This window comes from Desulfofalx alkaliphila DSM 12257, assembly GCF_000711975.1.
Lineage (GTDB): Bacteria > Bacillota > Desulfotomaculia > Desulfotomaculales > Desulfohalotomaculaceae > Desulfofalx > Desulfofalx alkaliphila.
In genome coordinates this window covers 1-19,737 of record NZ_JONT01000013.1, presented here as the reverse complement: position 1 = coordinate 19,737, position 19,737 = coordinate 1, and the positions used below count along the sequence as shown (strand labels likewise).

Sequence of the window (19,737 nt, the reverse complement as noted above, 5' to 3'; positions counted from 1 at the left end):
TGTTTTCTATAGTATTGTTATATAGTGTCATAGTTCTTTTCATCATTGTCAGGAGGAAGTATTTTGGAAACGAAAATAGCATCTAATGAAACCGCTGAACCAATGACCATAAATGACGGGTTAAAGCTTGGCCTGCCCATTGCCATAGGCTACATACCCAGCGCCATTGCCTTTGGTTTATTGGCTAAGTCGGCCGGCCTTCCGGATCACATCAGTATAATGATGTCTTTTTTTGTTTTTGCCGGGGCCAGCCAGTTTATGGCAGTAAATCTACTTACACTGGGAGTTGTGTACTGGGAAATTGTTTTAGCCACCTTTATCTTAAATTCACGCCACTTTTTAATGTCTGCTGCACTTTCCCAACGGGTACGGCAGGGCACATCAAAGAAATGGCTGTCTCTGGTTTCCTTTGGTGTTACCGACGAAACCTTTGCTGTGGCATCCCTAAGCACTAAGAAGCCTTTAAGCCCCAAGTTTCTCTTAGGGCTAAATTTTATTGCCTTTTTTGCTTGGAATGTAGGTACATGGGTGGGCGTTTTTTTGGCCGCAGGGTTACCTGAAGCTTTAAAGACCAGCATGGGCATGGCCCTTTACGCCATGTTTATTGGCCTGCTGGTTCCGTCCCTAAGAAAATCTTTACCTGTATTGACAGTTGCCTTGATGGCAATGGTTATTCACTCGGTACTTTACTGGGTTCCCATGTTCTCTGGGATTTCTTCGGGCTGGAGTATCATTATCGCTACAATAATTGCCGCCACAGCGGGTACTGTATTGTTTCCCAGAGGGGTGAATAATTAATATGGACAAGCTGATATTCTTGGTAATTGCCATGGCCATAGTAACTTATCTGCCACGTATGCTGCCTATGGTTTTATTAAGTAACATTCAACTGCCGCCCTACTTGCACACTTTTTTTGAGTTTATACCCTTTGCTGCCTTGGGAGCCCTTATCTTTCCCGGCATTTTATCATCCACCGGCAGCACCGATTCTGCAATGGCAGGATGCATTGTGGCCATAGCAATAGCTTATTGCAGGTTAAATTTAATGTTTGTGGTTATAGGCGGTATTTTGGGCGTATTTGTATGGGAAATGTTTTTCTAGCCCGCCATGCCCCCACGGCACGGCAAGGATGAAAATACTTTTACTTTAAATCTACCACCGTAACGCCGGCGCCCCCTTCTCCTATTTCGCCCAGCCGGAAGTTTTTTACCCGGGGGTGGCCCTTTAATTCCCGATGCACCGCCGCACGCAGTGCGCCGGTGCCTTTTCCGTGGATTAGATTCACCTGTTTCAAGCCGGTCAGAAAAGCATCATCCAGGTACTTATCCATTTCCAGCACTGCTTCCTCTGCCAGCATGCCTCGCATATCCAAGCTATTGCTAATTGTCTTTGCCTTATTCATAATCATCCTGCCATACTGGCTTTTACCGGCTTCTTCTTTTGGTGCGGTTGTCAATTGCAATTGTTCCTTTTCTACCGTCACTTTCATGATGCCCACCTGCACCGTCACCTGCTTGTTATCTCCCACATCAAGCACATAACCCTTTTGGTTGTACTGGGGTATAAACACCTCGTCTCCCGGTTTTAACTCCTTAGGCGGCCGGTGGTTTTGTACCCTTTTTATTTTCTTTTTAACGGTCTTATCATGTAATTGGTACAGTTGTTCCCTGGCCTGTTTAATTGCTTCTTCCTGTTCCCGGGCAGTTTGTTGCGCTATCCTATCCCTTAGTTCTTTGATGATGTCTTCAGACTGCCGGCTGGCATTTTTAATTATTAACCTGGCTTCTTCCCTGGCTTTATCCAATATTTCGTCCTTGCGAGCGGTTAGCTCCTGTTCAAGCCTTTGGTATCTATCTCTTAGCTGTTGGCTGTCCCGGCGCATTTGCTCGGCCTGCTGCCGCTCTTTTTCTGCCTGCTGCTGGGTATATTCCAGTTGCCGCATTAAATCAGCTACCTGTAATTGTTCTTTACCCAAAAACTCCTTAGCCCTTTCTACCAATTCCTTTTTCAAGCCCAAGCGGCTGGCAATTTCAAAGGCATTGCTGCGACCCGGTTTGCCAATTAACATTCGATAGGTGGGCTGCAGCGTTTCGCTATTGAACTCCACGCTGGCATTTTCAATACCGGCATTGGCATAGGCAAAGCTCTTCAGTTCACTGTAATGGGTGGTGGCAATGGTACACACCCCTTTACTGTGCAGGTGTTCTAATAAGGCTTGGGCCAGGGCCGATCCCTCGGTGGGATCGGTGCCAGAACCCAATTCATCCATCAAGACCAAGCTGCCTTGGCCGGCCCTATTGATAATATCAACAATGTTTGTCATGTGGGAAGAGAAGGTACTTAAGGACTGTTCAATACTCTGTTCGTCCCCGATGTCAGCAAAAACCTGGCTAAAAATTCCCACCAGGGAACCGTCATCTGCCGGAATGTGTAGGCCTGCCTGGGTCATCAGCACAAATAAACCCACAGTCTTTAAAGCCACAGTTTTACCCCCGGTGTTGGGACCGGTAATTACCAGGGTAGTAAAATCTTTGCCCAGGTTTAAGTCCAAGGGCACCACATCACCGCTTAGCAGCGGGTGCCTTGCTCTCTTCAGATCTATTACCGCATCCGGCACAATTTTAGGCTGCCAGGCATCCAATTTGCGGCTGTAAGAGGCCTTTGCCAGCACAAAGTCTAAATGACCCAGTAATTCCATGCAGTAAGCCAAATCCTCCACTACCCCTGCTGCCAAACCGCTAAGATGAGTTAATATCCGCTGTATTTCTTGTTTTTCTGCGGCGAGCAGTTGCCGCACTTCATTATTTGCCTCCACTACACCCATGGGTTCCACAAAGACAGTGGCCCCACTGGCAGACTGATCGTGCACTATACCCGGAATCTGCTGGCGATACTCCAGTTTTACCGGCACCACATATCTGTCCCCTCTGATGGTGACGATGGCCTCCTGCAGGTATTTTTGCTTTTCCGGTGAGCGAATAATGCGCTCTAAACGCTCTTTAACCTTGGCCTGGGCATTGACTATTCGCCTGCGAATTTGGGCTAATTCCGCAGTGGCGTTATCATCTATCTCTCCACCGGGAAGTATGGCAGCAAGAATTTCTTTTTCGATAGCCGGTAGACTAACCAGCCCTTCAGCCAAATCTCCCAGTACAGGGTATTTTAGCTTGCGCTCTGTTAAGAATAGTTTAATTCTTCTGGAGGCTGCCAGTGTTTCCCCCACACGATAAAGTTCATCGGCAGACAAGAGTGCCTGCCGTTTCAATCGCGATATTTCACTGCGCACATCATGCCAGCCGCTAAAATCGCAACCCGGCTCAAAGCGCATTAACTCCCTTGCCTGGGTGGTTTCCGCCTGCCAAGCTAATACGGTATCTATGTTGGTGCTGGGTTGCAATTGCTCCGCCAACTCCCTGCCCAGGTTTGAGCCGGTATATTCCGCCAGCTGTAAACGCACCTTGTTAAATTCCAGTCGGATTAAGGTTTTTTCATCCATATATGCAAATATCCCCTTATACTACTCCACGATAATAATGTCCCTTTGTGAATTCTTCAGAATTACGCTCCAGTTTTTCCTTTGCCGCAGCAGCTGCTTGCTGCCATTGTTTATTAGGCCACAGATCCAATATCTGTACATAGGCCGCTGTCACCTGGGAGGCCCTCTGGGCGTCCATTATTCTGGCATCAATGCGCACTGCAGATACCCCTGCCTCCGCCAATATACCTAGATCGTCCAGCAAGCACAACTCTTTGGAGTTAAAAATGTGTTGATGGCAAAACTGATCTACCTCCACCGGAAAAACAACCCCTTTGCGGTCCTTTAAACCACAGCCGGTGTTCCGGCAGGGCTTGGAACACCTATTTTTTATATCCATACCCCCAAGCAAGCCGGCCATGGTGCAATGCTCGGTGACCATCACCGGCAGAGCCCCATGAACCACTGCTTCCAGTGGTAAAGTTGCCCGGGGTACCAATTCTTTAATCTGATTCATGGTAAGCTCCGGCGAGAGGGTGGCCCGTACAGCATTGCTTTCTGCCAGCAAGGCAAGAGTTGAGCTGTTAAAAGCATTTAACGGAAAGTCCGCTATTATTTGCTGCCGGCCTTGGCTTAACTGCTTTAATAGCCCTAAGTTACCAACCAGCACACCTTGCACCTGGGATAATACTTGCTCTAAAAAGCGATTGAAGCTCTGCAGTTCGTCATCCTGCAATATGCGGGGAGTGGACAAGACCAGCTCCACACCCCGTTGGTGACAATAGTCTGCTGCCTGCTGTACCTGCTGTGGTGTAACAGGCTTGGCAGAACGGTAACTTTCGCCGCCAAAATATACCACCTGGGCACCGGCATCTACCACTGCTTTGACAGCAGCAAGCTGTGTGACATTCACCGCCAGCTTTGGTTTGCCCTGTGGAAGCGGCTGTGCTTTATCTAACTCTGCCATTGATTCCTTTACTCTGCCGGAAAACACCTGGGGCGAAAGCTTCTCCCGGGAAAATGCCGCACTTCTATGCCTTTCCAGGTCTTCCAAGACACTACGCCGCAGCTCATTAATCACCCGCACCGGGTACATCACATCACCGCTTATCTTACATTGCAGCCGGTCCAGGGCAAAGGGGGTATTGCCCAACCTGTTCAGTTGTTTTGCTAAGAACTCCTCTGTGAGCGGCCTTTTTTCCGCCCGCTGCCCCACTGTCTGGGAATAACCCTCGGCTGTAAAACCCTCAGGATCTTCCACCCTAAGATATAGGGGTTGACCCTCTTGGGCCTGGACAGTGAATTTTAGCGGTATGCTGCAAATTTCCTTGCTGGAACTGTAGCTGGCCCGGGCACGCTCCATTAATTCTGCATCATGGGTTTTAAATACCCGGTCTCCCGGTCTAACCTTGCCGCGAACGGGAATCCATACATCACTGCCCGCAGCGGCACTTTCAACCCGCCGGCCTTTCACAATTATAAAGGGAACCTCTACACCTACCCGGCCGCCTTGGGTAACCCAAACTTCTATACCGTCACCTACGCGCAGTGGTTCCTGCAGTGCTAACTCCACCAAGTCACTGTCTTTGCTGAACCGTTTAACCCTTCCCAGCAGTACACCGCGATTGTTGGGGCGTTTATAGCTCATCAGATCTATGCCCGGATTGCCGTAAAAATAGCCGGTGGAAAAGTCCCTGTTAAATATTTGAGTTAATTCCCTGGCAAGGGTGGCATCAACACCGTATTCCTCACCGGATAGGGCTTGATCTATCAGATGGCGATAGATGCGGATTACCGTTGCCACATACTCCGGCCGTTTCATGCGCCCCTCTATTTTAAAGGAATTAATGCCTGCCTTTATTAAGTCAGGTATATGGTTGCTTAAATTTAAGTCCCTGGGGCTCAGCAGGTACTCCCCCGCCTTTGCAGGATTTACCAGGGGCTTGCCGTCCTTGCCCACCAGCTGATACTGCAGCCTACAGGGCTGGGCACAGCGTCCCCGATTACCGCTGCGCCCACCTATTAAACTGGACATCAGGCACTGGCCGGAGTAACAAATACACAGGGCCCCATGGATAAATACTTCCAGTTCTGCCCCCGTATGCTCCTTTACCTTCCTAATGCCCTCTAAATCCATTTCCCTTGAAAGCACTATCCGCTCAAAACCGGACTGCTGCAGCAACTCAACACCGGCAGTGTTATGCACTGTCATTTGTGTGCTGGCATGCAAGGGCAGTTCCGGAAGCACTTGGCGGGCCAGCCTTGCCAAGCCAAGGTCCTGCACTATTACCGCATCCACCCCTATGTTGTGCAGGTGATAAAGAAAGTCCAGGGCCTCAGATAATTCATTTTCTGCAATTATAATGTTTACGGTAACAAATACCTTGACACCCCGCACATGGCAATAATCCACCGCCTTAGCCAATAACTCATCATCGAAATTTGCCGCCGATTGACGGGCATTAAATGCCTTACCGCCCAGATAGACAGCGTCGGCACCGTTTTGTACGGCAGCCACCAAGGCCTCCCACGAACCTGCAGGTGCAAGGAGTTCCGGTTTATACATAAGTTTTATCCCCCGCTACTTTACCTTTTGTGGCGCAAGAGGCCGGCGGTAGGTACAATTTCTATACCGCCCTCTTCCAGTTTGTCTAAAATTAAGTTCAAGCCCAATGAGTCGCTGGCCATGTGACCCGCTATGATAACATTTACATGGTTCTTTTCTGCTTCTTTACGGTGCTTTTCACTAATATGCATTACCACCATGGTGCCAACCCCGGCTTGCATTAGATTCTTGTAGGCATGTTCAGAGCCGCCGGTTCCTCCGGTCATATCCACCATCACTTTACCGGCCCGGCGTTCTTTATTACCCACCACTATGGTGGGCCCGGCATTATACTTAACTGCCTCTGCATATTCCGGCTCTTCCTTCAATAACTTAACCACGTCACCTAATCTTTCAGGTTTTTTCTCATCCATTTTTTTCTGTAAATAGGTGTTTACCATGTTGTCTGCCGGAGTGTGGATACACATTAATGGGTAACCCAGCAGCCTTGCTGCATCCACCGCCCTGTTATGGTTAATGGGCATTAAAGCCCGGCGCACTTCACCGATGCGCGCTGCCATTATCCCCTCGGCAACATTAATAGGAACGCCATGTTTAGCTAAGATATCTTCTTGCATATGCATTACCTCATGCAGGGCGGCCATGGCTTTACCCTCAGGGTGGTGGGCTATGATCAAGTCAATTACTTTTCCCTTCTCAGTGAGGCGGTCGGCCAGCAGCACCTCGGCTACCTCCATGTCTACACCCACCAAGACTCGTTTAATTTCCTTGTCCAAGTCACCATTCAATACCCGGGTGTCACTGTATGGATTAAACAATTTATCCTGGTCGTAATCCTTTTTATCTTCATCCTCTAATTTGTTGTATTTTTCCATATTATTGTTGAGAATCTTTTGCACTTCTTCTAAACCCCGGGGGTCATTGGCCTTGCCCAATTCAATTGCCAGTTCATATATTTCCCGTAACTTCATATGGTAAAGTCCTCCTTTGTATTGGTTTTAGCTCACTTCCTAGAGATATAGGGGTTATCCTTTATGTAATAGCGCAAAGGCAATTCTGCCCCTGCCTTAATGCCTATGCGAGTTGTGGTAACTATTTCATCTGCCTTTAAACCAAGATAACCGGCATAAATTTTTACCGGACCGGTAACTAGGTCGGCACCATTGTGTTCTTTACTTATGCCCATTGCCTGCACCAGTTTTGCCGGACCGGAGCATAAGTCTCGCAGCCGCTCCCTAGCCCGCCGCTCTTGCATTAATTCAATGCCGAATTCCGGCTGCAGCGCCCTAATCAGCACTGCGTCGCCCACCCCTTCAGGCATGGTCACCACATTAAAACAATAATGCATACCGTAGGTAAAATAAACATAGGCCCTGCCCGGGGGGCCAAACATCACCTTGTTTCTGGGAGTCATACCCCTGCTGGTATGGCAGGCAGGATCGTTGTGCTGTAAATACGCCTCTGTTTCAACAATGATGCCCCCGGTGCTTGCTTCATTATTGTGATGCACAAGCAGGCAGCCCAGCAATTGTTGAGCCACCACTTTAGTATCCCGGTTGTAAAAAGCTTTATCCAACAGTTTTAAATCGCCAATGTTTGTTAAAACCATGGTAACCACCCATAACCGTTTCAATAAGTTATCTTAAGGTTTTTAAAAGTTCATCCACCTCTAAAGTATTTACAACATCCTCCGGTCCCAGCCATGCCCTTCTGGCCACCGCCACACCATATATAATGTCCTCTAACCTGCCCGTATCGTGGGCATCGGTATTTATTGCTATCTTTACACCTAAATCCCTGGCAAGGGCCGCGTTATCTTCATTTAAATCCAGGCGTTCCGGGGAGGAATTAATTTCTAACACGGTATTGTACTTAGCGGCGGCCTCCAATACCTTCTCCATATCTACCTCATAGCCACTGCGCCGCCCCAGCAGCCTGCCGGTAACATGACCGATGATATCCACGTGTTCGTGCTCTATGGCCGCAATGATTCTATCGGTCATTGCCTTTTTATCCATTTTAAAGTTTCTGTGCACCGAAGCCACCACAACATCCAATTCTTCCAGCACACGGTCGGGGTGGTCAAGTCTGCCGTCAGATAAAATATCACATTCCACCCCGGTGAGGATGGTAAAATCCTCTTCCTGCCGGTTAAGCCGTTCTATAACTTTACACTGTTCTGCCAGCCGCTTTTCATCCAGCCCGTTGGCAATTTTAAGGGAGCCGGAGTGATCAGTAACAGCTAAGTATTCATAACCCCTGTTCTTGGCGGCGGCCACCATTTCTTCCAGTGATGCCGAAGCGTCACTCCAGGTGGTGTGACTATGTAAATCACCTTTAATGTCATCTATTTCCACCAATTTAGGTAAAGTTCCTGTTTTGGCCGCCTCTATTTCTCCCCTGTCCTCCCTTATTTCCGGAGGGATATATTGCATACCCAGCGCCCTGTATATATCCGCCTCATCCTTGACCTCCACGGGTTTACCGTCAACCGATAACCCGCCATGACTCAATTCTATTCCCTTTTCTTTGGCTAGTTTTTGCAGCTGCCTATAGTGGTTTTTACTGCCGCTATTCCGGTGCCAGGCAAGTACAAACCGGTGGGGCGGAACAACTGACAGCTCAACGGGCACACCCCACCAAGTTAACACCTTTATACTACGTTCGCTTTGATCCAGAACCTCTGTAACCCGAGGATGCTTTAGCATGGCAGCAATTACCAATGAAGCCTGCTCTGCTGCCACCACCAGGTCTAAATCAGACACCGCCTCTCTCCACCGGCGGGTACTGCCGCCAATCTCAACTCTTTTAACTCCCGGCAGAGATAATAAATATTTTCTAAGCTCTGCACCTATTTCCCGGGCCAGCCCCAGTACCGTTTTTTCTCCGGATGACCTAATGGCTTTAATATTCCGCAGTATTTCCAATTCAGTTTTCGAGCTCATTCCGGGCACCTTACGCACCTGCCGGTCTTTGGCTGCTTGCTCCAGCTGGTCCAATGAAAGGACACCCAGTTTCTTGAATAATAACCGCGCCTTTTTGGGGCCAATGCCGGGCAGGGAAGTAATTTCCAACACACCCCGGGGAATTTCTTCCAGTAGCTCTTGGTGGGTTTTACAAGTCCCTGTTTTTATTATTTCTTCTATTTTGGCAGCAATAGCCTTACCGATACCGGGCAGTTTATTTATCTCTCCCGACCGGACCAGTTGGTCCAGTGGCTGTTCCAGCCTATAAATGGTTTTGGCGGCATTGCGATATGCCCTTATTTTGAAAAAGTCTCCGCCCTTTATCTCCAGCAAATCTGCTATTTCATGAAATATCCATGACACTTCTACATTTTGCATTGTCAACGCTCCTAAAAATCTTAGTAACCGACCATACCGGTGGGGCACAGTGATAGTTTTTCCTATAAATAGACAACTTACCCAGTCAAAAGAAACACTCATGAAGAAGCTGTATAATTCCTTCATGAGTGTCTATACCGTAAATAAAACTAATCTTTACTGTCGGTATCCATCATCCTCACCAGATTATCGTAATCCTGCTGCAGCTTAGTGAGTTCGCTGGCTATGTTTACCGCTGCCAACACCGCTGCACTTGTATAAGGAAGCTTTGGATTACGTGCGATAACCTGCTTAATCACTCTATCTACATGTTGAGACACCATTATCATGTGCTCTGGGGATTCCTCGCCCTTCAGCTTGTAGTACTCCCCGTTTATTTCCACCTCTACCCGGGTTTCCTTAACAGCCATCATAGCCCCTCCTAGTGGTTTTAATTCTTATCTTCGGCAAATTATAGCAAATTCCTGCTTTGTTCACCGGGTAAATGGCTGAGTTAAGAACGCAATTGGGCATCAAACTCTGCATTAAGGGCTTTAGATATCTTTTTAATTTGCGATGAAACCTCTTGATCGGTCAGGGTGCGGTCGGATGCCTGGAATAACAATGAAAAAGCTACACTTTTGTAACCTTCCGCCACCTGTGAGCCAACATAGACGTCAAATACCTTTACACTCTTCATAATCTTACCGGCGGCTTTATTTATGACATCAATCATCTGCTGAACGGGCACAGATTGTTTTACTATTAATGCCAAATCACGTTCCACCGCTGGGAATTTAGGCAGTGACTGGAATTTTGGCTGCTGTCTTTCTGCGTCCATCAGATCCTGTATGTCAAATTTACAAGCCACCGCCCGGTGGGGCAATTGGTAGCTTTCCAGTACATTGGGATGTAGTTCACCCAGCACACCAATCATTTTGCCATTCACCTCTACGGCCGCCACCCGTCCGGGATGGAAGCTGGGTGCACCGCCAAAGGGCACATATCTCACATCTTTTATACCTATTTTGTTAAACAACACTTCCAGCACACCTTTGGCATAGTAAAAGTCCATGGCTACCGCCGGCTTGTTCCATGATTCCACGGTGCTGCCTGAAAAGGCCATGGCCAAAGTAGCCCTTTCATCGGGTAAGTCTTGACCTTCCACGGGATAGTACACCTTACCGATTTCAAATATTGCCCCGCTATGTATTTGCCGGTTGTGGTTTCTCTGTAATACTTCCAGCAAACTTGGCACCGGAACGGTGCGCATGATCGACTGCTCTTCACTGAGGGGATTTTGCAATACCAAGGCATTTCTAAACACACTGTCTTCCGGCAAGTTCATCATGTCATATACCTTAGGGCTAACAAAACCGTATGTCACCACTTCGGTTAAGCCGCATCCCACCAGCACATTTTTTATTTTATTTACCAGACGCTGACTCTCGGTGCGCTTACCTTGGGTGGTAATGCCATAAATGGAGGTGTCGGGCACCTGGTTGTAGCCATACATCCGGGCCACCTCTTCTATTAAATCCACCTCTATACTAACATCCGGGCGGAAGGAAGGCACTGTCACCAACAGTTCTTCACCCTGATCCTGAACCTTAAACTGCAGGCTGTTTAAAATAGAAATTATATCTTCCTTGGGCACGGCTACGCCAAGCAAATACTCCACCCGGGCCGGCCGCAGCACCACCGTTTTTTCCACCAGCGGGTTAGGGTAATTATCAATTACTCCCCGGGCCACACTGCCGCCGGCCAACTGCTGCATCAAATAGGCAGCCCGATGGGCAGCCCTAACACAGCCGCCAATATCTATTCCCTTTTCAAACCTGGCAGACGACTCAGAGCGCAGTGCCAAGGCCTTAGAGGTCCGGCGCACACTGACCGGGTTAAAGTATGCAGACTCAATTAAAACATTGGTTGTGTTATCAGTCACTTCACTGTCCAAACCGCCCATTACACCGGCTACGGCCACAGGCCCCTTGGGGTCGCAGATGGCTAACATGTTTTCATTTAGTTTGCGCTCAAATCCGTCCAGGGAAACAATCTTTTCATCTGCCTTGGCCCGGCGCACTATGATATGACGGTCAGCCAGTTTATCGTAATCAAAGGCGTGTAGGGGTTGGCCCAATTCCATCATTACATAGTTTGTAACGTCAACGATGTTATTTATGGGCCTGACTCCGGCGGCGCGCAGGCGCTGCTGCATCCACTGGGGAGAGGGGCCGATTTTAACATTCTGCACCACCCTGGCAACATAACGGCGGCACAGGTCCGCATCCTCAATATCTATTTTCGCTAAGCCAGATACATCTGCCTCACCCTCTGTGGGATTGCACTGGGGCATACGCACTTCTACACCCAATAGGGCTGCCACTTCCCTGGCCACACCTATCATTGATAGGCAATCGCCCCGGTTAGGTGTAAGATCCAGTTCAAGGATGTGGTCATCCAAACCTAAGTATTCAACTATATCCACATTTAACGGAGCGTCCTCCGGCAACAGCATAATACCGCTTTGCTGCTCAGGGGGCATCAGCTTGCTGTCAATGGCTAATTCCTGTCCGGAACAAAGCATTCCCCTGGACTCTTCACCCCGCAATTTAGACTTTTTAATCACTATACCACCCGGTAGTTTGGCCCCTTCTTTGGCCACCGGTACTTTATCACCTTCACTGACATTTGTGGCCCCGGTGACAATTTGAATGCGGTTTTCACCGTCGGTGGTAACCTGGCAAATAATTAGCTTGTCCGCGTTGGGGTGAGGATCAATTTTTACAATTTGGCCGGTGACAACATTGCTAATGCCCTCGCCAAGGTAATTAACATTTTCCACCGCAACCCCTGCCATTGTTAAGCGGTCAGCCAGTTCTCGGGGGGAAATGTTAAGGTCTACATATTCTTGCAACCATTTATATGAAACCTGCATGTTTTTATACCTCCTGACAGTTTAATTAAAACTGCGCTAAAAAGCGTAAGTCATTATCGTAAAAGAGTCTAAGATCATCAATGCCGTACTTAAGCATAGCTATGCGCTCAATGCCCATGCCAAAGGCATAACCTGTTACCTCTTCGGGATTATAACCGGACATCTCCAGCACCTTTGGGTGAACCATACCGGAACCCAGTATCTCTAACCATCCTGTATGGCTGCACACACGGCAGCCCTTACCCTTACACATGACGCAGGATATATCCACCTCTGCACTGGGCTCAGTGAAGGGAAAGTAACTGGGGCGAAATCTTGTTTTGGTATTTGGACCAAACATCTGGCGGGCAAACAAACTCAAGATACCCTTTAAGTCACTGAAGGTGATGCGCTTGTCAATGGCCAAACCCTCCACCTGGGTAAACATCGGTGAGTGTGTGGCATCGTCGTCCCGCCGATACACTCTGCCCGGACAAATCACCTTCACCGGAACATGGGGCGTGGTTTTTTCCATGGTACGCACCTGCACCGGTGAGGTGTGGGTGCGAAGCAGCACCTCAGAGTTAATAAAGAAGGTGTCCTGCATATCTCTGGCAGGGTGATCTTTAGGTAAGTTTAAGGCTTCAAAATTATAGTAATCTAACTCTATTTCCGGCCCTTCGGCAATGTCAAATCCCATTCCTAAGAAAATGTTTTCAATCTCCTCCTGCACCTTTGTCAGGGGGTGCTTGTTACCCATGGGAAAGGGTGTTCCCGGCAGCGTAACGTCAATGGTCTCTAAAGCCAGGCGGCGGCCTTTTTCCTCTTCCTTAAGCCGCTTATTGCGTTCGTTAATTAAAGACTCCAGTTCTGCACGAATTTTGTTGGCCAGTGCCCCTATCTTGGGTCTTTCCTCAGCCGATAGGGAGCCCATACCCCGCAGCACTGTAGTCAATTCCCCTTTTTTGCCTAAATATTTAACCCGTAAATTGTTCAGTTCTGCAATTGTAGCTGCCTCTTCTAAAGACCTTTTTGCCTCGGCAGCAATGTTCCTTAATTTCTCTTCCATAAAAATACCTCCAAACGAGAATTCTACAATACTTCCACACTAAACCATTTTACACCATATCACCGCAGAAAACAAAAAATTCCGCCATTTAGGGACGGAATTTATAACCCGCGGTACCTACCTTATATTGCTGCTTATACTATGTATAAAAACAAGGGCGGAAAAAACGGCACCACCTATTACATTAACAAAAACTTAATGAACAATCATTCTTTTATATAGCATGTAAGCTCTGACGGATCCGGTTGCTTCAAACAGCCTCCAAAAAAACTCGGCGTTAAATATCATTTAAACACAACCTTTCCTCAGTTTTTTGAATCTTTACGCATTTGATTATATCATAGAGCACCATGCAATACAAGAAAGTTTCCGGATAATATGTGCCTTTTTTAACAATTAATCCAGCGCTTTTGATAAGTTGCTTAAATTTTCTCTCATTTTGCCAATGTAACTGGCACCTGCATTCATTTCATCTTCAGTTACCGAAGCGATAGGATTGAGGCAAAGGGTGTCAACACCGGCCTCCTGGGCTATTACTTCACTTACCTTAGGACTTATCATGGTCTCATGGAAAATATACTTAAGCCCGCTGTCCTTAGTAATGTTCACTATTTCTTTCATAGTTGCCGGCCCCGGTTCGCTATCAGCAAAAACTCCCCTAATGGCAATTTGCTCTAAACCATAGCGTCGGGCCAAATATTCAAATGCAGCATGTGAAACCACGAACTTTTTCAGTGTGGTATTTGCTAACGCCTCTTGGTAATCTTTATGTAGGTCATCAAGCTGATTAAGGTAGTTTTGGGCATTGGCGGTGTAATACTCTTTGTTCTCCGGGTCCCTTTCTATCAAGACCCTTAATATGGTTTTTACCTGCTCTTTGGCATTTAACGGATCTAACCAGATGTGGGGATCATAGACCGGCTCATCTTTGCCATGGCTGTGCTGGTGGTCATCATCATGGTGTGAGTTGGAGATCAGTTCAATGCCTTCACTGGCATCAACTGCCAAGATGTTAGGATAATTCCCCAATAACTTGTCTAGCCAGGCCTCCATGCCAAGACCGTTATAGATAAAAATATCTGCATTTTTTAAGTTAGCAAGGGCAGAGGGGGTGGGTTCCCAATGATGGGCATCTTGACCCAGCGGTATAAAATTGATTACCTCAACCAGGTCGCCTCCCACATTGCGGGTAAAATCGTAGAGGGGAAAGATTGTGGTGTAAACTATAAGTTTATCCTCCCCTTGATTAACTTCAGTATCCCCCGCTGTTGACGAAGTGGCACAGCCAGTCAAAAAAAGCATTGCTGTTAAAACAATTACCAGGGAAATGTAGTAATTCTTTCTCAACAATGCATCGCCTCCTAAAACAGTAATTACTACTATTACTCACAAATATTATGTTATGCCACCTGCTATCATTACAACTTTTTACAAAGCAACTATTAAAGCCTCTGCCTTACCACTTCGTACAGCATAACCCCACAGGCCACTGATACGTTTAATGACTCTGCGTTCCCGGGCATGGGTATGGTGGCATTGAGGTCGGCGGCCTTGGTAATTTCTGTACCGGCCCCCTTGGCCTCGCTACCCACCACCAGGGCCACCGGCTGTGTTAAATTTATTTGGTTGATGTCAACACCACCGCGGGGCTCACCAACCACAATCTTAATGCCCTTTTGTTTTAATATATTTACAGTTTCGTTGGGCTGCTGCTCTGTGATAATGGGCAAATGAAAGATTGAGCCCATGGTCGATCGCAGTGTCTTTGGGTTATACAAATCTACGGTGCCCTTGAGGGTAATAACCCCCGTTGCAGCGGCGGCATCGGCACTGCGAATAATGGTGCCTAAGTTGCCGGGATCCTGCACCCCGTCCACCACAACCAATAAGGGGTTACTCGCTGTTAAAATGTGCTGTATATCATAACAGGGCATGTCAACCAGGGCCAGCACACCCTGGGGGGTTTCGGTATCCGCCAGCTCCTTAAAAAGATTTTCTGAAATCTGCCAACAATCAATTTTTCTCCCCTTGGCCTGCTCCAAAAGCTTTTTACCCCGGCTGTTTTCCAACAATTTGGTTGAATAAAATAAACTTTGTACTTGCCAACCGGAGCCCAGCAACTCTTCCACAAATCGTACCCCTTCAATAATAAATTTTCTTTCCTTCAGGCGAAATTGCCGGCGGCCAAGTTTGCGAAGATATTTAATTTTCCAATTGCTTTTATTTAGCTCCATATTTATATTCTACCTACTCCTTTGGTTTTTCAACCCTTTAGAAACAGTTGAACTGGGTAAAAAAAGCATGGGGTTACCACCCCATGCTTATTGATTCAACTTACCCTTTGCCACTTCTACCAATTGATTGAAGGCGTTGGCATCATTTACGGCCAAATCTGCCAGCATCTTACGATTTACTTCCACACCGGCCTTCTTCAAACCGCTGATTAAGGTGCTATAATTCATTCCGTTATTGCGTGCAGCGGCATTAATACGGGCAATCCAAAGTTTGCGGAATTCACGTTTACGAGCCTTGCGGTCGCGATATGCATAAGTTAATGATTTCAACAACTGCTGATTAGCTACCCGGTACAGCTTGCTTTTTGCGCCGCGGTAACCCTTAGCCAGTTTCAGTACTTTTTTATGTCTCTTACGGGATACAACACTGCTTTTCGCCCGTGGCATAAGACATACCTCCTATTCTATATCAATCTGTAATTTTTATGGTATTAACCTATCAATACTTGGGGCGTCTGCAGCACTAACTATGCTACCTTTGCGCAGGTGGCGCTTACGCTTTGCTGTTTTCTTGCCTAAAATATGGCTTTTATAAGCATGCCAGTACTTTATTTTACCGCTACCTGTGCGCTTAAATCTTTTGGCAGCACCACGGTGGGTTTTAATCTTAGGCATAATCCAATGCACTCCTTCCTAGTCCTGTTTATCTGTTTTTGGTGCTAAAATCATAATCATATTTCTTCCCTCGAGTTTTGGCCGCCTTTCTATAACACTTAGCTCTGACAATTCATTTGCCATGCGCTCTAGTATTGCCTGACCCTTAGGGTTGTGTACTATTTCCCGTCCTCTAAACATAATTGTTGCCTTTACCTTATCGCCATCCTTTAAAAAACGAACGGCGTTGCGAAACTTAACCTGATAATCATGCTCATCAATATTAGGACGCATCTTCACTTCTTTAACATTAATAATACGCTGCTTCTTCCTGGTTTCTTTTTCCCGTTTGCTTTGCTCATACTTGTGTTTACCGTAATCCATTAAACGACAAACCGGGGGCTTTCCCTGTGGAGCCACCTCAACCAGGTCTAAGTTACGTTCCTCCGCAATACGTAAGGCGTCTCGGACTGGCATTATTCCTAGCTGATTATTTTGTTCATCCACCAGCCTAACTTCCTTAACACGTATCTCCTCATTAATCCGCAAATCCTTACTGATACAAGTTCACCTCCCAATTAATCTTAACAAAATAATAAGGGTGGCATTTTGCCACCCTAACAATAACGACTTTAAACCAGACTCTCCGATCCGGTAAAACATTCTATAGATAAACCTTACTAACAGCAACTGGGCGTCGCAAGGTGAGAAGCAGGTGGCCTCTACTTGGTAAAAAATATATTCAATTCGCAACATCGGTATTATAACATACAGCACCAGATGAGTCAATATTATGATTTTGATTGAATTTCTTCTAATATTTTAGATTCAAACTCATCCACAGACATGGCACCTAAATCACCTTCGCTGCGGTGTCTTACGGCCACACTATGCTGTTCCATTTCTTTATCGCCCACCACCAGCATATAGGGTATCTTTTGATGTTGTGCCTCACGAATTTTATAGTTTATCTTTTCATTGCGATCATCCAGCTCTACCCTAATTCCTTTGCTGTCCAATCGCTTTGCCAGGTCAGCGGCATACTGGCCGTGGCGATCGGTAATGGGTATCACCTTGGCTTGCACCGGTGCCAGCCAAACAGGAAAGGCGCCGGCAAAGTGTTCCGTAAGAATGCCGATAAACCTTTCGATACTACCGAATACCACCCGGTGAATCATAACCGGGCGGTGTTTTTGCCCGTCCTCACCCACGTAGTTAAGATCAAATTTTTCGGGCATTAAGAAGTCAAGCTGAATTGTGCCGCACTGCCAGGTGCGCCCAATACTGTCCTCCAGGTGAAAGTCTATTTTAGGACCATAGAAGGCGCCGTCACCTTCATTGATCTTATATTCTATGCCCTTATCATCCAAGGCTTCTTTAAGTGCCCCGGTGGCCATGTCCCATATCTCGTCAGAACCCATTGCCTTCTCCGGTTTAGTGGAGAGCTCCACATGATATGAAAGCTTAAATATGTTATAGAAATAATCAAATAAGTCTATTACTCCCATAATTTCTTCTTTTACCTGCGAAGGCAGCATAAATATATGGGCATCATCCTGGGTGAAGCAGCGTACCCGCATTAAGCCGTGCAGCACCCCGGAAAGCTCATGGCGGTGTACCAAACCCAATTCGCCCATCCGGATGGGCAAATCCCGGTAGCTGTGCATCTTTGTCTTATATACCATAATGCTGCCGGGGCAGTTCATTGGTTTCACCGCAAAATCATGATCATCTATTTTGGTAAAATACATGTTCTCTTTATAATGCTCCCAGTGGCCAGACTGCTCCCACAGGGAACGGTTTAAAATTATTGGGGTGCGAATTTCATAATAGCCCCGCTTTTTATGCTCCTGCCGCCAAAAATCTTCCAGCTGGTTTCTCAGTACCATGCCCTTGGGATGGAAAAAGGGAAAACCGGGGCCCTCCTCCTGAATACTAAACAAATCCAGTTCTTGGCCTAACTTACGGTGGTCGCGACGCTTAGCTTCCTCCAAACGGTGGATATAGTCATCCAGTAAAGATTTTTTGGGAAAAGAAGTTCCATAGATACGTTGAAGCATCTTATTCTTTTCACTGCCCCGCCAGTATGCTCCGGCTAAATTCATTAATTTAACAGCCTTGAGCTTGCCGGTGGAAGGCACATGGGGGCCGGCACATAAATCCACCCAGTCCCCTTGGCGGTAACAGGAAATAACTGCATCGTCGGGCAAATCCTCTATTAATTCAACCTTGTATTTTTCACCGGAATCAGTGAATTTTTTTATGGCCTCTTCCCTTGACAACTCAATCCGGGTAAAGGGCAAATCTTCCTTAATTATTTTTTTCATCTCAGCTTCAATTTTCTCTAAATCTTCCGGTGTAAATTTATGGGGTGAATCAAAGTCATAGTAAAAACCATCTTTAATAGCCGGGCCAATGGCAAGTTTAGTACCCGGGTACAAACGCTGCACCGCCTCTGCCAACACGTGACCGGTGCTGTGGCGGTAAATATCCTGGCCCTCCTCATCGTTAAAGGTGATAATTTCCAGACTGGCATCTTCATTAACAGCATAACTCAAGTCCACCGGTTTGCCATTAACCTTACCGGCTAAAGCCACCCTCGCCAAACCGGCACTAATGTCTTTTGCTATTTCTTCCACAGTGATGCCCGGCGGATATGTTCTTACCGAACCATCTTTTAAACTAACGTTAATCATTGTTGCTCTCCCTTCCTTGCCGCCCAGCAAATCCTAATTCTTTTGTTTCGGTAAATGCCCAGGCTAAGTCTATGTTTAAAAAATAAACCCCGTCCCATATCAGGGACGGGGTTTTTGCCCGCGGTTCCACCCTGTTTAGCAGATATATAAAAATCTGCTCAACTTGGTTAGGCAGGTAACGGTTGCCCACCGGCCTAGCTTAATTGCAGTTAAAATAACTGCTTTCAGCCAGCGACTCAAAGGTGGTTTTCAACTGCACCAGTGCCAAAGGTGCTTTCAGCCAGGGCACCCTTTCTCTGATGGATGGATACAGTTTACTTTTCCTTATCATGGTCTGATATTTAGATTCATTTAGCATTATTCATTATTATATTTAACAGTCATAACACTGTCAACTTTGACGGTGTCAACTTTTTGTAGGATATTTCTTTCCGACCACTCATCTTGGTTTTTAGATTTTAAATGACCCATGCTGTATACCTTTTAAACATCGAAACATAGGTATTACTTTCCCGCGGTTTAATATCGTCACATTCTTAAATTGTTCCTGTGTCTGTTTATAAATATTGCACATCTTGGCTGTACCAGCTTTTCCTAGACTATAGGTATTATTACACAGCCGTTTTAAATGTTCCAATTTAACTTTTCCACCACTGCTGGTATATGCCCGCAGTTCTGCCATGGCTTTTAGACCTTTTCGGCCCCAGCCCATAGGACGACTACTTAAACGAGCCGATAATACATGGCTTACATGTCCTTCTGTTCCACTTCCACCACAGTCCTCTTCACAATATATCTTTAT

Annotated in this window: 17 protein-coding genes, 1 pseudogene and 1 other annotated feature; of the genes and pseudogenes, 2 read left to right on the top strand and 16 right to left on the bottom strand. The window is 46.7% G+C overall.

What is annotated here, in order from left to right; all coding sequences use genetic code 11:
• The first annotated feature begins 63 nt into the window (after positions 1-63).
• Together BR02_RS0108310 and BR02_RS0108305 are read left to right on the top strand one after the other, a co-directional pair.
• Positions 64-798, top strand: a complete 735-nt coding sequence (locus tag BR02_RS0108310; RefSeq protein WP_207641002.1) for an AzlC family ABC transporter permease — start codon at positions 64-66, stop codon at positions 796-798.
• Between the two features lies 1 nt (position 799).
• Complete coding sequence (locus tag BR02_RS0108305) at positions 800-1,102, top strand: AzlD domain-containing protein (RefSeq protein ID WP_031516071.1); 303 nt, start codon at positions 800-802, stop codon at positions 1,100-1,102.
• 40 nt (positions 1,103-1,142) lie between these two features.
• Here BR02_RS0108305 and BR02_RS0108300 read toward each other — a convergent pair whose 3' ends face one another.
• The 16 genes and pseudogenes from BR02_RS0108300 to BR02_RS16100 all read right to left on the bottom strand — a co-directional run.
• On the bottom strand, positions 1,143-3,497 hold the full coding sequence (locus BR02_RS0108300) for an endonuclease MutS2 (protein ID WP_031516070.1): 2,355 nt from the start codon (positions 3,495-3,497) through the stop codon (positions 1,143-1,145).
• A gap of 16 nt (positions 3,498-3,513) precedes the next feature.
• The gene (locus tag BR02_RS0108295; RefSeq protein WP_031516067.1) at positions 3,514-6,042 is read right to left on the bottom strand and encodes a U32 family peptidase; all 2,529 of its coding nucleotides are present in this window, start codon (positions 6,040-6,042) and stop codon (positions 3,514-3,516) included.
• Between the two features lie 20 nt (positions 6,043-6,062).
• Positions 6,063-7,013 (bottom strand): Nif3-like dinuclear metal center hexameric protein, encoded by a 951-nt coding sequence (locus tag BR02_RS0108290; RefSeq protein ID WP_031516065.1) that lies wholly within the window; start codon positions 7,011-7,013, stop codon positions 6,063-6,065.
• A 32-nt stretch (positions 7,014-7,045) separates the two neighbouring features.
• Positions 7,046-7,651, bottom strand: coding sequence for a DNA-3-methyladenine glycosylase (locus tag BR02_RS0108285; RefSeq protein WP_031516063.1), 606 nt, complete (start codon positions 7,649-7,651; stop codon positions 7,046-7,048).
• 28 nt (positions 7,652-7,679) lie between these two features.
• On the bottom strand, positions 7,680-9,386 hold the full coding sequence (gene polX / locus BR02_RS0108280) for a DNA polymerase/3'-5' exonuclease PolX (protein ID WP_031516061.1): 1,707 nt from the start codon (positions 9,384-9,386) through the stop codon (positions 7,680-7,682).
• A gap of 149 nt (positions 9,387-9,535) precedes the next feature.
• Entirely contained in the window at positions 9,536-9,796 is a 261-nt protein-coding gene (locus tag BR02_RS0108275; RefSeq protein WP_031516059.1) for a cell division protein ZapA, read from the bottom strand.
• 83 nt (positions 9,797-9,879) lie between these two features.
• Positions 9,880-12,303 (bottom strand): phenylalanine--tRNA ligase subunit beta, encoded by a 2,424-nt coding sequence (pheT, locus tag BR02_RS0108270; RefSeq protein WP_031516057.1) that lies wholly within the window; start codon positions 12,301-12,303, stop codon positions 9,880-9,882.
• Between the two features lie 25 nt (positions 12,304-12,328).
• On the bottom strand, positions 12,329-13,351 hold the full coding sequence (gene pheS, locus BR02_RS0108265; RefSeq protein WP_031516056.1) for a phenylalanine--tRNA ligase subunit alpha: 1,023 nt from the start codon (positions 13,349-13,351) through the stop codon (positions 12,329-12,331).
• A 195-nt stretch (positions 13,352-13,546) separates the two neighbouring features.
• A complete protein-coding gene (locus tag BR02_RS15080) occupies positions 13,547-13,639 on the bottom strand; it encodes a YqzL family protein (RefSeq protein WP_084170990.1) in 93 nt (30 codons plus the stop codon).
• A gap of 108 nt (positions 13,640-13,747) precedes the next feature.
• Positions 13,748-14,701, bottom strand: coding sequence for a metal ABC transporter substrate-binding protein (locus BR02_RS0108260; RefSeq protein ID WP_051688223.1), 954 nt, complete (start codon positions 14,699-14,701; stop codon positions 13,748-13,750).
• Between the two features lie 92 nt (positions 14,702-14,793).
• A complete protein-coding gene (gene rlmB, locus BR02_RS0108255; protein ID WP_031516052.1) occupies positions 14,794-15,585 on the bottom strand; it encodes a 23S rRNA (guanosine(2251)-2'-O)-methyltransferase RlmB in 792 nt (263 codons plus the stop codon).
• Between the two features lie 87 nt (positions 15,586-15,672).
• Positions 15,673-16,032 carry a 50S ribosomal protein L20 gene (rplT, locus tag BR02_RS0108250; protein WP_031516050.1) on the bottom strand — a complete coding sequence of 120 codons (360 nt, stop codon included), beginning with the start codon at positions 16,030-16,032 and terminating at the stop codon, positions 15,673-15,675.
• 36 nt (positions 16,033-16,068) lie between these two features.
• A complete protein-coding gene (gene rpmI / locus BR02_RS0108245; RefSeq protein WP_031516048.1) occupies positions 16,069-16,260 on the bottom strand; it encodes a 50S ribosomal protein L35 in 192 nt (63 codons plus the stop codon).
• An 18-nt stretch (positions 16,261-16,278) separates the two neighbouring features.
• Positions 16,279-16,782: a translation initiation factor IF-3 gene (gene infC, locus BR02_RS0108240; RefSeq protein WP_207641003.1), complete on the bottom strand. Its 504-nt coding sequence runs from the start codon at positions 16,780-16,782 to the stop codon at positions 16,279-16,281.
• A gap of 248 nt (positions 16,783-17,030) precedes the next feature.
• Positions 17,031-18,935, bottom strand: coding sequence for a threonine--tRNA ligase (thrS, locus tag BR02_RS0108235; RefSeq protein WP_031516044.1), 1,905 nt, complete (start codon positions 18,933-18,935; stop codon positions 17,031-17,033).
• A gap of 98 nt (positions 18,936-19,033) precedes the next feature.
• Positions 19,034-19,275 (bottom strand) — a binding site (T-box leader).
• Positions 19,276-19,565: 290 nt separating this feature from the next.
• A pseudogene (locus tag BR02_RS16100) lies at positions 19,566-19,737 on the bottom strand (UPF0236 family transposase-like protein); the annotation flags it as partial.